Source organism: Mesorhizobium sp. NZP2234, from assembly GCF_013170765.1.
Lineage (GTDB): Bacteria > Pseudomonadota > Alphaproteobacteria > Rhizobiales > Rhizobiaceae > Mesorhizobium > Mesorhizobium loti_D.
Genome location: NZ_CP033364.1, coordinates 5,696,848 through 5,710,264, shown reverse-complemented (window position 1 = coordinate 5,710,264; position 13,417 = coordinate 5,696,848). Strand labels below are relative to the sequence as shown.

Below are 13,417 nucleotides of genomic sequence, written 5' to 3'. Positions count from 1 at the left end.
TTCGGATGAGGAAGGTGCCAGCTGCGGCGACAGGTTTCCGGTCTTGTTTCTGTCCCTGTCGCTGCGGATTGTGAGTTCTTCAACAGATCTTGATGCCACAATCTGGGGAGCTTGTGGTCGTCAGGTCGCGGCGGTTGAGGCAGTTGCCATGCTCCGGCTTTGCGGATTGATCGCGGTCGTCCTTGTCGCGGCCCTTACAAGTTTCGATGCGTCGGCCGATCGAAGGGTCGCCCTGGTGATCGGCAATTCCCAGTACCGGGAAATCCCTGCTCTCAAGAACCCCGACAAGGATGCCGAGGACGTATCCAAGACGTTTCGGCTGGCCGGCTTCGAAGTGTTCGTCGCCAAGGATCTCACAAAGTTGCAGTTCGAGAAGCAGTTCCGCAACTACCTCGCGGCGGCGGATGGCGCCGATCTGTCCGTCGTCTACTATTCCGGCCATGGCTTTCAGATCGGCGGCGAGAATTTCCTGATCCCCGTCGATGCCTCGCTAAAGAATGCGGCCGACATAGAGGTCCAGGCGGTCAAGCTGGACGATGTCCTGCAGCAATTGCGCGCGAAATCGAAGATCCAGGTGATCATCCTCGATGCCTGTCGCAACAACCCGTTTCCGCGCAAGGATTATTGGTTGAGGGATCAGCTGATCACGGCGGGCAATACCGGTCTTGCTCAGGTCAAAAGCTCGCTCAACACACTGATTGCCTTTGCCACCGAGCCAGGAGCGGTCGCTTATGATGGAGCGGGAGACCTCAGCCCGTTTTCATCCGCATTCTCGCATCGCGCGCTGGCGCCCAACCAGGAGATACGCACGGTCATGGCCGCGGTGCGCCGCGATGTGGTCGAGGCCACCGACGGCAAGCAGGTTCCCTGGGAGAATTCGTCGCTCATCGACGAGGTTGTCCTGATGCGCCGCGCCAGCCGACCTTCGCTGCCGCCGGTTCTCGAAAAAGTCGTGCCCTCGGGTGTCGGACCTGTTGCCCTGGATCTGCCGGAACCGGTCGATGTCGATGGCGGATCGATCACGGTCAGCATCGAAAGGCCGCCCGCGCTTGGACGCCTGCTGCTGGACGGCAAGGCTGTCGCGGTCGGCGAACAGATCGACGGCAGGGACCTGCCGCGCCTGAAGATGGATGTGCCCAAGGGCGTCGGTGCGCCCGAAGAGGTCGACATGCTGGCCTACGCCACGCATGACAATTGGGGCGGTCAGGCCCAGGGCATCATGGTGTTCCGCGTCAAGGACGGCCAGGGCGCCGAGGGCGAACAGATCGTGGCCTCGCTCGAGACGGAGCAGAAGCAGGAGGTGCTGGAGCGGGGCATCCACATCACCGGCGCCGCCGAGGCGATCGAAGACCGCGAGATCAGCGTTCCGGTCGGTGTCGGCCCGGTTCCGCTGAAGCTGGACTTCCCGACCCGGGATCCCGCGGTCAGCCTGAAACTCGCGAGCTACCCGGCAACGGGAACCCTGTCCCTGCCGGACCGTGCTCTGTCGCCAGAGTCGAGCCTGATGGCGGATGAGGTCGACCTGCTGCGCTACGAACCCCAGATTGGTGCTGCCGGTGCTGTCGAGGTCGGCTTCGAGATCCGGGCCGACAGCAGCTCCTCAAAGCCCGCTACGATGAAACTGTCGCCAAGCGTCGATCCGTGCGACCAGGCCGCCGGCGAGCCTCTCGATCTGCAAGGCGTGGTTCCCGGTCTGCTGCCGAATGAAATTGGCGCCGAGGCGGTCAAGGCCTGCGAGGCGGCGGTGAAGGCCTATCCCGATGTCGCCCGCTTCCGCTACGAGTTGGGCCGGGCGCTGCTTGCGGCCGGCAAGGTCGAGGACGCCAAGAAAGCGATCCAGGCGGCAGCCGACAAAGGCCACGTTCGCGCTGTGTTCGAGCTAGGCTACCTCAATGCGACGGGAACGGGAATGCCCGTCGACCGCAAGCAGGCCAATGGCTTCTACGCCGCCGCGTCCGACAAGGGCGATCCTTACGGGATGACGTCCTGGGGCCGTGCATTGTTCAATGGCTATGGTGTCGAGCGCGATACCGGCAAGGGGCTGGACCTGCTGCTCAAGGCGGCAGCCATGGGCCATACCTACGCGATGAACGATCTCGCCGCGATCTTCACGGAGGGCCGTAATGGCGTGCCTGCGGATCCGTCCCGCGCCGTGGCTTTTCTGAAAGCTGGCGTGGAGCGGCAGGACATGTATTCGATGAATCTGCTCGGCCGTAACTATTTGGCCGGCGTGGGCGTCGGCAAGGATCCCAGGCAGGCGCAAGGGCTTTTCCAGCAGGCCATGGATCTCGGCCAGCCTTATGCTCCGGCTAGCCTCGCCCGCATGTATCGCGACGGTGTCGGTGTAGGACAAAACCTCGATGAAGCGCAACGACTGTTCGAGCTGGCCACCGCTCGCGGCGATCAATCCGGTGCGTATGATCGCGCCGCGCTCGAGATGCAGAAGGGCGACAAGGCTGACCAGGCGAAAGCGGTGCGTTATCTGGCCTTCGCGGTCGCACTTGATCTTCGCAAGGAACTGCCGGGCGCCCAGACGGCGCTGACAAAATTCGGGGCGAAAACAAAAGCCGCGGCGCTCAAGCAGTTGCGCGGCGAACTCAAGTCGAAGATCCCGGCGAACGGTTCGCTGGACGACCAACTGGTCAAGGCAGCCAGAGCGGTTTGGGAGCAAGCCAACCCGCGACGGGACTTGTTTTGACGCACAAGGAGGTAACTGTGGGCAGGGCAGTGAAGCAGGCATTGATTGCGGCAGTTCTATCCGGTGCCCTTGCGGCGCTAACGGGCTGCATGTCCGTCGCGCCCAAGGCCGAACCGACGGTGACGACGACGAAACACAGGCCGAAGCTGGTTCGCACGACGTCCACGCCAAAGATCGGCCAGCAGAAGAAGGTCACCGCCAAGAAGGTGATCAAGCCGGTTGAGGAATCCATTGTTTCCCCGCCTGTCGTTCCTACGGCGGGTGGAGGCGGCGGCGCTGGCGGAAGCGGCGGAGGCAGCAGTGGTGGAGGCAGCAGCGGCGGAGGCGGCTGGGGAGGTTGAGCAAGCCTCGAGATTTTGGTCGTAGCCGACTCCCGTACCGTTTTCACAGAGGCTTAGTTTACGGCCTGCACGAATGCGGCAGTTCCTGGCCGATTTTCCGGTAGTATCGGGATTCTCGGGAGTTGCTCGCCAACCAGCCGCAAGTGCTCTATGCTCGCGATTGGTGTCGTGTCGATACGGTTGTCCTGGGCAGGGGCGTTCCATGTTCGAAGTCGTCGCATTCCGGTGGAAAACGGGGTCTGGGAACCTCACCCTAAGGGCTCTTGGCCGAGTCGTGGCTTTCTCCGGGCTGCTGCTGTTCGGATCGCAAGCGTCAGGCGCCGCGCCGAACTGGACGCTCGATCCCACCGCTTCGGTGATCACATACCAGTCGGTCAAGAAGAACACGATCGTCGAGACCAACAAGATCAGGAACATCACCGGCACACTGAGTTCGGCGGGTGATGCCAAGGTCACGTTCGACCTCAATTCGGTCGATACCGGCGTCGATCTGCGCAATGTCCGCATGCGCTTCCTGTTCTTCGAGACATTCAAATACCCGACCGCCGAGCTTACGGCGAAGGTGGATCCTGCCGCATTCGGCGACCTCGCGACAAAGCGCAGGGTGAAGGCAACGCTGCCCTTCCGCCTCAATCTGCACGGCGTCGACAAGGACCTCGAGGCCAGTGTCGTCGTCACCATGATCAGCGACACCATGGTGTCGGTTGCCTCGGAAGCTCCGGTCGCGGTCCATGTCGAGGATTTCGGCCTGTTGCCGAACATCGACAAGCTGCAGCAGGCCGCCAACGTCACCAACATCGTGCCAACCGCGTCGGTATCGTTCGATTTCGTTTTTACCGCGGACGGCAGCAAGCCGGCCGCCACCCAGGTCGCCGCGGCGAGTTCGGCCGATGTGGGTCCGGTTGCCACGGATGCCGCCAAGGCGAACTTCAGCGACGAGGAATGCCTGAACAGGTTCGCCGTGCTCTCGCGCACCGGCGCCATCTATTTCCGGCCTGCCAGCGCGCGGCTCGACGCGAAAAGCCGTCCCTTGCTGACCGAGGTTGAAGGCGTCGTCGGAAAATGCCCGAGCCTGAAGGTCGAGGTCTCCGGTTATACCGATTCAGACGGATCGCCGGAGGCGAACAAGCTGTTGTCGGAGCGCCGGGCCCAGGCGGTTGCGGATGCGTTGGTTGCCGCCGGCATTCCACGCAACCAGGTCAGTTCCACGGGCTACGGCGAGGAGCGGCCGGTTGCCGCCAACGATACCCCCAAGAACAAGGCGCTCAATCGGCGGATCGAGTTTTCCGCCACCAAGCTTTGAGGTCGCGGTGAAGTCCGATCCGATCGCCCGTTGCGGTGGCTTCTTTCGCGCCGCCTGTCTTGCGGCGCTCGCCTTGCTGTTGAGTTTGACGGGCGCCAGCGCCGAGCGCCGCGTGGCGCTTGTCCTCGGCAACGCCCAGTACCAGCACGCGGCGGCGCTCGCCAATCCGGTGCGCGACGCCCAGGTCATGGCCGAACGCTTGAAGAAGCTCGACTTCGAGGTCGTTTCCGGTTTCGACGAAACCAAATTGCAGACGCAGGCGACGATCGCCCAGTTCGCAAAACAGGTGCGTGGTGCCGACATCGCGCTCTTCTTCTATGCCGGGCACGGCTTGCAGGTTTCCGGCAAGAACTACCTGCTTCCGGTCGACGCCGCGCTGGAGGACGAGACCTCTCTCGACTTCGAGGCTGTGTCGGTTGATTTCGTTTTGCGACAGATGTCGCGGGAGACCAGCATCAGGCTGGTATTTCTCGACGCCTGCCGCGACAATCCTCTTGCCGAGGCGCTGGCCAAGACCGCGGGCGTCAACGGTGCGAGCAGCGGCCTAGCCGAGATTCCGATCGAGAATGGAGGCGCCGGCACGCTCGTCGCCTTCGCCGCCAGCCCCAACCAACTCGCCTATGACGGGTCGGGCGAGCACTCGCCCTTCACAGCGGCATTGCTTCAGCACATCGGCGAATCCAACGTCTCCATCACCGAGGCCATGAACAGGGTCACCAGCGACGTCTTCAAGGCAACAGCCGGCAAGCAGCGTCCCTGGATCAACGTTTCGCTGACCACGGAGGTCGTCCTGCACAAGGTCGATCTCAATGCGCCATTGATCGTTGGCGAGGCGAGCGCGCCTCAGGCGGAAAGCGGCTCCGAAGCGCGCAACACCGGCGCGGCGGCGAACCAGGGCGATGACCAGCTTGCGCTTGATGCGCTGCGTCGGAAAATCCCCAAACTGGCGTCGGATGCCCCGATCCTTTTCGACCATCCGATCGACTTCGGCGATGCGGCGATCGACGGCAAGAGCATCGCCGAACTGATCAAGGGCAAGCCGCTTTTCAGCCCGGTGGAGGGGTTGGACAAGTCGGTCTGGGAGGGCAAGCACTGCGACGGTTGCCACGAATGGAACGAGGCCCGGCTGTGCGATCAGGCGAAGAATTTTGCCGCCAACGATGTCTCGGTGCTGCGCCTGCAACATCCGCTGGGCACACGCTTCAAGGTGGCGCTTGCCAAATGGGCGCAGGGCGGCTGCAAATAGGCAGGAAAGTGGCGGCTCCAGTCGATTCCGCCGGGATGGCGGCCTTAATAGGCATCCGCCGATTGGCGCAACGCCTCGATCTCGGCCATCTGGATGCCCATGTCGACAAATGCCGAAAGCACGGCAAACCGGTCCGTGAGAGCGACACGGGCCAGTCCGGCCAGTATCCCCGCATTGACTGCATGGGCGGCAGGAAATGGTTGCAAGGCCGCCATCTCGGTCGTGGCCATGGCCGAGCCGCTGTCACGCCATCCGGCGGCGAGAGCGATCCAGCCGACCGGCGTTGTCGGTGGTGCGGCCGCGGCTGTGCCGACGGCTGCTCGATGGCGGGGATTGTCCGGTTCACCCACCCAGTCGCGAACATGCGCAAGCAGTTCTTGATCGGTTCCATCGAACAGGTCGGTCAAGTGGCTCAGGCATTCATGCGCCCACCAGACCGCGGCCCGCTCGGGAAGCAGGTAGGCACAAAAGGTGATCGCTTCCTCGGGAACGCGTCCGGCAAGGAGGTCGCGGCAAAATGCGATCGAGTCCTGTTCGGTTGGAGGTGTTCCCATGTCCCTGGCAATGGCGGGACAAGCCATGAAAAGATCCCGTGCCGTCTTGAATCGAAGCCCATTGGCCATGACCGCCACGCTTTCATCGAGAAGCCCTGGCCACTCAAGCCTCAGGCGCGGCGCGGGTCAAGTCTGAACCTCTGACGCCGCGGGACCCGTCGGCACTATCGTGCTCCAGCGTTTATCGACAGACAATTGCCTTGCGATTTGATATCATCACGATCGTCGAAATCGGATGCTCAAACAGGAGTAACCGCTATGCAGTGGGGCAGTACAGCCTTTGTGTTGGCGGTCGTGTTTTTCTCGACCCACGCTTCCGCCGATCCCGTTCAGAAATCAGAAGACATCGTGAAGTTTTTTGCCGGCGCGGCCGATCTAGGCAAGTCGCGCGGAATTTGTGTCGGCACCGAGGAGGAGTGCAAAAGCAAGAGCAAGGCGAAGGACGGGCCGGCCGAAAAATCCAGCCTCGATATGCTGATCAATTTCGGATTGGATTCGGCCGCGCTCGATACCACAGCGCGCGCTGAACTCGACGAGTTCGCCAAGGCTCTCAAGGACAGCAGGCTGAGCACCTTCAGCTTCGTCGTCGAAGGCTACACCGACGCCACCGGCACTGTGCATTACAACGAAGGCTTGTCACAACGACGAGCACAATCGGTGGCAGCCTTCCTGAGGGCCAAGGGGATTGAGGCAGCCCGCATTGACGCCATTGGCATGGGCGAAAAGAATCCACGCAGCCCCAACCCTTACGATCCGGTCAACCGCCGCGTGGAAATGCGGATAAAGACGCAGTAGCGCGCACCGGTCGCTGGTTGAGCGCGCCACCCCCGGCCACACCGGCGCCGAAGGTCAGTGCCCTTGGCATGAAGTCGTTGTTGCGCCCGGGTGGCGGGATCATCCCGCCGCACGGCCGCGGTTGCGCCACTTCTCAACGACCTGCAGGGCGTATGTGATCTTGACCCATGATGGGAGCCTCAAAGCGTATTCTGAATCGAACCTATGAGGGCGGTGACGGCCTGCTTGTATTTTTCGAACTCCGGCGATGTCTGGCGGATCTCCGTAGTCGTCGTCTGCGGGCTGGCGTCGGTGGCCACACGGCTCAGCTTTTGGCCCATCTTCCTTTCGGCCCAGTCCACCACATAGCTGGCTGTCTTGCCGGTGAGAAACGGGTTGGCCTGGATGACGGCCGACCCCAGCACGGCGCTCAGTTGCGCCGAAGCTGGCGCCGACAGCACCTGGTGCGCGCCTTCCATTCCCAGGAAATGACAGAGATAGAGCCGGCCGGCCGTGATCTGGTGGCCGCGCGCCCGAAGATAGGCCTCGCCTTCGCGCGCCAGATTGCGCACCATCTCTCGTGAAATGGTGGCGTCGTAGCGCAGAGCCAAGAGGTCGGCGGTCGACAGCGTGCGCGCGAGTTCCGGACGATAGGTATTCATCATCCTGATCCAGGTCTTGGTTATGAACTGGCCGGCGCCGGTCGCCGAGGAATTCGGGTTCTTGGCGCGGGCGCTGCCGCCGCTTTCGACGTGAACGATCCGCTCGGTCAGCGTTTCAACGGCGACATCGCCGGAATTGCCGGCATCATAGGTGGCGACCGTGGTGGAGGTCCCCAGCGGATCGATCGCCTCCCCATTCTGGTAGAGCTCGAAATGCAAATGCGGGCCGGTCGAAAGCCCGGTGGTGCCGATATAGCCAATGACGTCGCCGGCCTTCACCTTGGTGCCGACGCCGCTCGCAATGGCGAATTTTTGCATATGCGCGTAGCGCGTTTCGCGCCCGTTCGCATGCGAGATCTTCACCAGATTGCCATAGCTGCCGCCGTCGCCCTGGAAACTGATCTCGCCATCGAAGGCCGCCTCGACCGGCGTGCCGACAGGGGCTGCCCAATCGACACCCTTGTGGATGCGAACGACGCCGAGGATCGGGTGCTTGCGCGGGCCGAACGTCGAGGTCATGACCCCGTTCACCGGCGTGACCATGCCGTTGGCGACAGTCAGCGAGCGCACCTCGTCATTGCCCGTCACGCAGGCGAACTGGCCGTCGCTCTGCTGGAAGACGAAACAGTCGATGGTCTTCTCACCGCCCTGGACGCCGACATAAAGCACCCGCCCGGACGTCTCGTCCTTGCCGCGCGGCGTCTGCGAGTAGATCAGCACCAGGCGCTGGTCCTCGCTGGCGAAGGCGTCGAGGTCCTGTCCTCGCGACAGGTACATGATCGCCTCGCCGATGACGCCCGTCGGGACCTTGTTGCGCGCGGCCGTCGAATAGATCGCGTCGAGCAGGCGGTATTGCCGCTTGGGCCCGCCTTGATCGGTACCGGAATAGTTGAACAGGTCCTCGCGCACCCAGGGGTCGACACCCGACACGAAGGCGCCCGCGGCGTCGCGCGTCAGCGTGCCGACAAAGACATTCTTGGCGTAGACCGAAACCTGCATGAGCGACATCGTGGCCGTGCCGCGGTTCGGCCGGAACCCGCGCATGGCGACGACATAACCCGGTTCCAGCCCGTCCCGGTTGAAGAGCGCCTTCAGCGCTTCGCCCGCCAGTTTGGCATCGTCGGTGGAGAAATGTGCATCGAGCACAACGCTGTCCAGGCTGCGGTCGTTGAGGATCTTCACGAACGTGTCTTCGGTCGCCTCGAAGCGCTGGTATTCGTTGGTCACGGTTGCCACGGTCGTATTGTTCTCGATCTGGGTCTTCGTGAAAGCGGGCAGCGCTGCCTCGCCCTGATTGACGGTCTCTCCCCAGCCGGCCTCCGGGTCGTCGGCATCCTGCTTGGGCACCGGAACAGCCGGGGCCCCACCCGCATCGGGTGCCGCCTGAAGGTCGTTATTCAGGTCGCCCTGCTGGTCGTCCGGTGGCGACGCCGGGGCAGGCGGGGCGGCCTGCTCTGTGGGTGCGGCAGCCGGAGATGCCGGAGCGGTCCGCCGCTGCGCCTGGAAGAACGCGAAGTCCTCCTGCGTCGACGGGATCGTCGTCATGAACTTTTCGCTGGCGCTAAGCATCACGTCGGAGAGGATCTCGATCTGCGGCGAGGCGCCGGAACTGTCGAGCTCGGCCGGCCGTGCCACCGTATGGCCCTTGCTTGCGGTGTCGGCATCGGGTGCCAGGGTGATCCACATCGGATCTCCAGCCAGGTCTATGATGGCGGGCACGTAGACGGAGGCATCGGCCGGCACATCGTCCGCACCTTCGACGGCGTGCAATTCCTCGTCTTCGTCGCCGAACGACCAATAGTCCGCGGTTAAGTAGAAACCGGCGGCGATGGACAGCAGGATCACCACAGCGAAACCGGCAATGAGCCTGCGCCAAAGCGTGCGCCTGCGCAGCGCGGCTCGCGCCTGCTTCTTCTGCTTGAAGCTCGTGTCGATGCTGTGCGTCACGGACTGTTTCCGGTCAGGAAGAAGGTCCACCGCACCTGTTCAAGCGTATCGACTTCGAGAAATTGCGCCGCGATATGGCCACGCTGCCAGCAATCGTCGATGCCGCGTATCGAAAAGCGTCGTCGCTCGATGCACATCTCGGTCGATCCGGTAAGGATCGCGTGACCAAACACATCCGTCGCATAGATGTAGATGTAACGGTTCGTCAGTTCCTCGCGGATGACGTTCACGCATTGATTTGCGCCGATGGTCCACCAGCCGTCGGTCTGGTCCGCATTGTCGACCCTCTGGCCGACCGCCAGATTGACGACGTCGAGTGTCTGGTTGCAGACCGTGAATTCGGCGCGCGCTTCGCTGGATGCCAGCATGGCCAGCAGTGCCGCTCCCGCCATGACCGCGAGCTTGATGCGGCCAGTCAGGGCAGGCAGGGTTCGAGCCGGATCACGCTGCTCTATGGGCAGGCCGGCAGGGGGCAAACACGCGCGGCTGGGTTCCATCGGGCGCCCATGCTATCCGCCGAGCCGGAAATACTTGGCAGTGGCTGAAAACTGAGATCCGTCGGTTTCGATCTCCTCGAGAATTTTTGGCAGCAGCACCGAGGCTGGCGTTGGCGTGGAGAAGGCAGCAGCCTGAATATCCTGCGGGCCTGTGATCACCATTATGATCTGCGGCACGGCCTTCCCAGTGGCTTTGTCGGCGGCGCCCAGCCCGATCGGAATGCTGAAAGTGGCCTTGTCCGGTTGCACGACGATGCGGTCGTCGAGATTGAACACCATGCCCTTGTGGTCGATCAGCAGCACACTGGAAATGAGCCCGCCACGCGTCACCAGCGTACCGCGGATCGGCGTACCATCCGGCACCGATGTCCGGTCGAGAACAAGTTGCGGTCTGTCGGCCGCGGTCTGTCCCAGAAAGCGCAGAAAGTTGGTGACTTCGCATTGGCTCTGCTCAATGAGGCGGACGCTGATGTCCGGCTCGACACGGAATTTTGCCTGGAAAGCGCCCAGCATCCGTTCGAATGGCTGGACCGCCGTGCCAAATCCTTCGATCGCGGGGGGCTTGTCGGCTGATGACGTCATGGTCGCATAGAAACAGTCACCGCCGCTGAAGTCGCGAACCCAGGAGACTCGTTGCGCGCTGTCGTCGACAGGCGAGGGGATCGCTGGTTTGGGCACGTTCAACGCGACGACAGCTTGGTCCGGCTGTTTGGTTGACGGCAACGATGCGTTCTGACCCTCGGCGTTCGCGCCATCCGTCTGGCTTGCAGTGGGTTTGGGGGCCGGCGCAGCCGCCTCGAGTGCCTCCGGCCGACTGATCTGTGGCTCAGGCTTGGGGATCTGCACGGCCTCTGGCTGGGCCGGCGGCGGCGTTGCGACCTTCTCGGCTGGCGGGGTTGGAGCTGTCGTCCCGGATGCTGGGGCCGACATTTGGCTGTTGCTGGCCATCGTATCCGGCTGGATTGCCGGCGATGCCGTTTCAGACGGCTGCTTCACCTCCGCTGCGGATGGCTTCGGGGGTTCTTCGGTTTGCGCGGAGGCTGTGGGCTTCGCCGGCTCCGGCGCTTGCACCGGCTTGGCATCAGCCTGGCTTTCAGCCGACGGCGTGCCCGCTTCTGTTTGCGGTTGCGCCGCCATTGCCGACGGCTTCGGGGGTGCCTCGGCCGGTGAGAGAGCTTCCGCGGGTTTGGCCGGCCGTGGCTTTTGAGCCACCTCTGCCCCTGGCTGATTTTCAGCCGGAGCCACGCTGGCTTCCGGCTGTGCGGGCGGAACCGGCTTTGCCGGTTCCGGGGCGTTCGCGATCTTGTCGGCCGGGAGCGGCTTTGCCGTTTCCGCAGCAGGCTTTGACGGTTCGGACGCGGAAAGCGACGTCTTGCCCGCAATCGGCGGCGCAGGCGTCATGAAGCCGGCCAAGTAAAGGCCCGCGCCTGAGGCGACAGCCAGCATCGCCACGGCGGCGATCGCGGCGGTGCGGGTCCTTCCGGGTTTTCCTGGAGCGTTGCGTGCGGCAGCACGGGGCGGGCTGGGATTCGCCCGAGGCTGCGGTTCGGATAAAAGCGCGGGCCGGACATGCGGCACGAAGGGCTGCGCGCCCGCGCCCACTGCCGCTGGCGCACCGTGTCCCGGGACGTAGGATGGCTGGGGCTGCGCTCTGGGATCGGGAGCAAGGGTCTGCCCGGCTCGAGGCAAGCCCGGCCGGTCGCGGGGGGTGATCGACGTCGGCGGCGTTGTTCCTTCGTCCTCGTCGCGCGTCATCCTGGCGATATCCGCCATGCTGACCGGCCGGTCCCGCGGATCCGGTTGCAGCATGGCTTCGACAATGCCGCGAAAGTCCTCGTCGATGTCGGAGAGGTCGGGCACGGTCCGGCGCTTTTCGATGATCTCGAACTGCGATCCGCTCATGTCGATCGGCTTGCCGCGCAGGGCGGCGGCCAGCACCAGCCCAAGGCTGTAGATGTCGGACTGTTCACGGACGTCGCCGCTGTAAAGGCCGAGCTGTTCGGGTGAAACGTAGTTGTACTTTCCCGCGAACTTTCCGCCGATCAGCGTCTCACCGCCCACGGTCGCCGATCGCGCAATGCCGAAATCGATGATCTTTGCACGGTCGACGCGGCCTCCCGGCAGGATGATGTTGTCGGGTGAAAGGTCGCGGTGGATCGCGCCCGCCTGATGCACGGCGCTCAGGCCGGATGCGAGGCGATGGCAGAGCTTGCGCACCTCTTCCACCGGCATCGGCCCGCGTCGCATGATGTCGAACAGCGACTCGCCGTCGACGAATTCCATGGCAAGGTAGGGACGGCCGATCCCGGGATCGATGGTGAAGACGTGGTATCGCACGACCGCGTCATGCGACAAATGGTTGAGGATCGAGGCCTCCTTGCGGAACAAGGACAGGATCGTCTGGTCACGGGCAAACTCGGGCAGGACGATCTTGATCGCGACGTGATCTCCGGTCTGGATGTTGTGGCCACGGTAGACCTCGCCCATGCCGCCGAATGCGATCCGCTCGTCAAGTTCGTAGATGCCGCTGAGCTGCGTGCCCACGGCGGTGTTGGCCACCTGCGGCGATATTCGCGTCTTGTCGTCGGCGCTCATCAGCCTCAGCCCTCCACCCTCGACAGGTCAGCGCGGAGCGATTGTCCATTGCGCCCGTTTCCGATCTTGACCAGCACGATGGTGACATTGTCCGTTCCGCCTCGCGCCAGCACCGTTTCCAAAAGATTTTCGCAGGCCCCCTGCGGCGTTGCCGACACCACCGCTGCCTCGATCTCCGCGTCTGTGACATGCGCTGTCAGCCCATCGGTGCTCAGCACGAAAATATCCCCCGGCATCAGTTCGCCTTGCTGGAAGTCGATGATGAAGTCATCGCTGACGCCGACCGCATGCGTGATGACATTGCGGCGTGGCCAGGTGAGCGCCTCGGCTGCACTGATCATGCCTCGGTCAAGCAGTTCCTGCACTTCGGTATGGTCCTTCGAAATCTGCGAGATCGAGGCGTTGCGGATCAGGTAGATCCGGCTATCACCCGCCCACAGACAGGCAAACCGTCCGTCCATCGCCAACAGGGCGGCGACAGTGGAGCCGATGGTGATGCCGCGCGATTCCGATATCCTGCGGATCTCGGCATTGGCCCGGCTCAGCCTGTCCTCGAAGCGCGCCCGCAGGTCCGGAGCGGAGCTTGCGATGCCGATCGTGGCCAGATGGTCGACAATGCTGGCCGAGGCGACCTCTCCGGCATCATGCCCACCCATCCCGTCGGCCACCACCCAAAGCCCGGTTCGTGGCTCCAGCAGATAGTTGTCTTCGTTGACCTCGCGGACACAGCCTTTGTGGCTCACGCCGAAGCTGTCAAAGGGAAGGGCGACATTGCTCAACTTGCCACCAAACGCGTCTTG

10 protein-coding genes are annotated in these 13,417 nt (G+C 63.3%); 5 read left to right on the top strand and 5 right to left on the bottom strand.

Features of this window, described 5'->3' with window-relative positions; genetic code table 11:
- Positions 1-148 precede the first annotated feature (148 nt).
- The 4 genes from EB230_RS27960 to EB230_RS27945 all read left to right on the top strand — a co-directional run bounded on the left by EB230_RS27960 (position 149) and on the right by EB230_RS27945 (position 5,588).
- Positions 149-2,698: a caspase family protein gene (locus tag EB230_RS27960; protein ID WP_172374327.1), complete on the top strand. Its 2,550-nt coding sequence runs from the start codon at positions 149-151 to the stop codon at positions 2,696-2,698.
- Positions 2,699-2,715: 17 nt separating this feature from the next.
- A complete protein-coding gene (locus tag EB230_RS27955) occupies positions 2,716-3,039 on the top strand; it encodes a hypothetical protein (protein ID WP_210261322.1) in 324 nt (107 codons plus the stop codon).
- A gap of 274 nt (positions 3,040-3,313) precedes the next feature.
- Positions 3,314-4,342 (top strand): OmpA family protein, encoded by a 1,029-nt coding sequence (locus EB230_RS27950; RefSeq protein ID WP_246738863.1) that lies wholly within the window; start codon positions 3,314-3,316, stop codon positions 4,340-4,342.
- 7 nt (positions 4,343-4,349) lie between these two features.
- Positions 4,350-5,588, top strand: coding sequence for a caspase domain-containing protein (locus tag EB230_RS27945; protein ID WP_246738862.1), 1,239 nt, complete (start codon positions 4,350-4,352; stop codon positions 5,586-5,588).
- Between the two features lie 44 nt (positions 5,589-5,632).
- Here the strand turns inward: EB230_RS27945 and EB230_RS27940 are convergent, their stop codons facing one another.
- Entirely contained in the window at positions 5,633-6,211 is a 579-nt protein-coding gene (locus tag EB230_RS27940; protein ID WP_171883327.1) for a hypothetical protein, read from the bottom strand.
- 189 nt (positions 6,212-6,400) lie between these two features.
- On the opposite strand from EB230_RS27940, the gene EB230_RS27935 reads away from it, so the two are divergent.
- Entirely contained in the window at positions 6,401-6,937 is a 537-nt protein-coding gene (locus EB230_RS27935; protein WP_172374325.1) for an OmpA family protein, read from the top strand.
- Positions 6,938-7,116: 179 nt separating this feature from the next.
- Here the strand turns inward: EB230_RS27935 and EB230_RS27930 are convergent, their stop codons facing one another.
- Genes EB230_RS27930 through EB230_RS27915 form a run of 4 tightly spaced genes read right to left on the bottom strand, consistent with a single transcriptional unit; the run spans position 7,117 to position 13,396 of the window.
- Entirely contained in the window at positions 7,117-9,525 is a 2,409-nt protein-coding gene (locus EB230_RS27930; RefSeq protein WP_056565012.1) for a M23 family metallopeptidase, read from the bottom strand.
- Entirely contained in the window at positions 9,522-10,022 is a 501-nt protein-coding gene (locus tag EB230_RS27925; protein WP_244493916.1) for a DUF1036 domain-containing protein, read from the bottom strand. The genes EB230_RS27930 and EB230_RS27925 overlap by 4 nt, the downstream gene beginning before the upstream one ends.
- 12 nt (positions 10,023-10,034) lie before the next feature.
- Positions 10,035-12,617: a serine/threonine-protein kinase gene (locus EB230_RS27920; RefSeq protein ID WP_172374324.1), complete on the bottom strand. Its 2,583-nt coding sequence runs from the start codon at positions 12,615-12,617 to the stop codon at positions 10,035-10,037.
- Positions 12,618-12,622: 5 nt separating this feature from the next.
- Positions 12,623-13,396 (bottom strand): protein phosphatase 2C domain-containing protein, encoded by a 774-nt coding sequence (locus EB230_RS27915; protein ID WP_172374323.1) that lies wholly within the window; start codon positions 13,394-13,396, stop codon positions 12,623-12,625.
- Between the last annotated feature and the right edge of the window lie 21 nt (positions 13,397-13,417).

Excerpts from the sequence above, each read along its gene's own strand:
- EB230_RS27960 (WP_172374327.1), top strand. The coding sequence starts at position 149 with ATGCTCCGGCTTTGCGGATTGATCGCGGTCGTCCTTGTCGCGGCCCTT.
- EB230_RS27940 (WP_171883327.1), bottom strand. The coding sequence starts at position 6,211 with ATGGCCAATGGGCTTCGATTCAAGACGGCACGGGATCTTTTCATGGCT.
- EB230_RS27935 (WP_172374325.1), top strand. The coding sequence starts at position 6,401 with ATGCAGTGGGGCAGTACAGCCTTTGTGTTGGCGGTCGTGTTTTTCTCG.
- EB230_RS27925 (WP_244493916.1), bottom strand. The coding sequence starts at position 10,022 with ATGGAACCCAGCCGCGCGTGTTTGCCCCCTGCCGGCCTGCCCATAGAG.
- EB230_RS27920 (WP_172374324.1), bottom strand. The coding sequence starts at position 12,617 with ATGAGCGCCGACGACAAGACGCGAATATCGCCGCAGGTGGCCAACACC.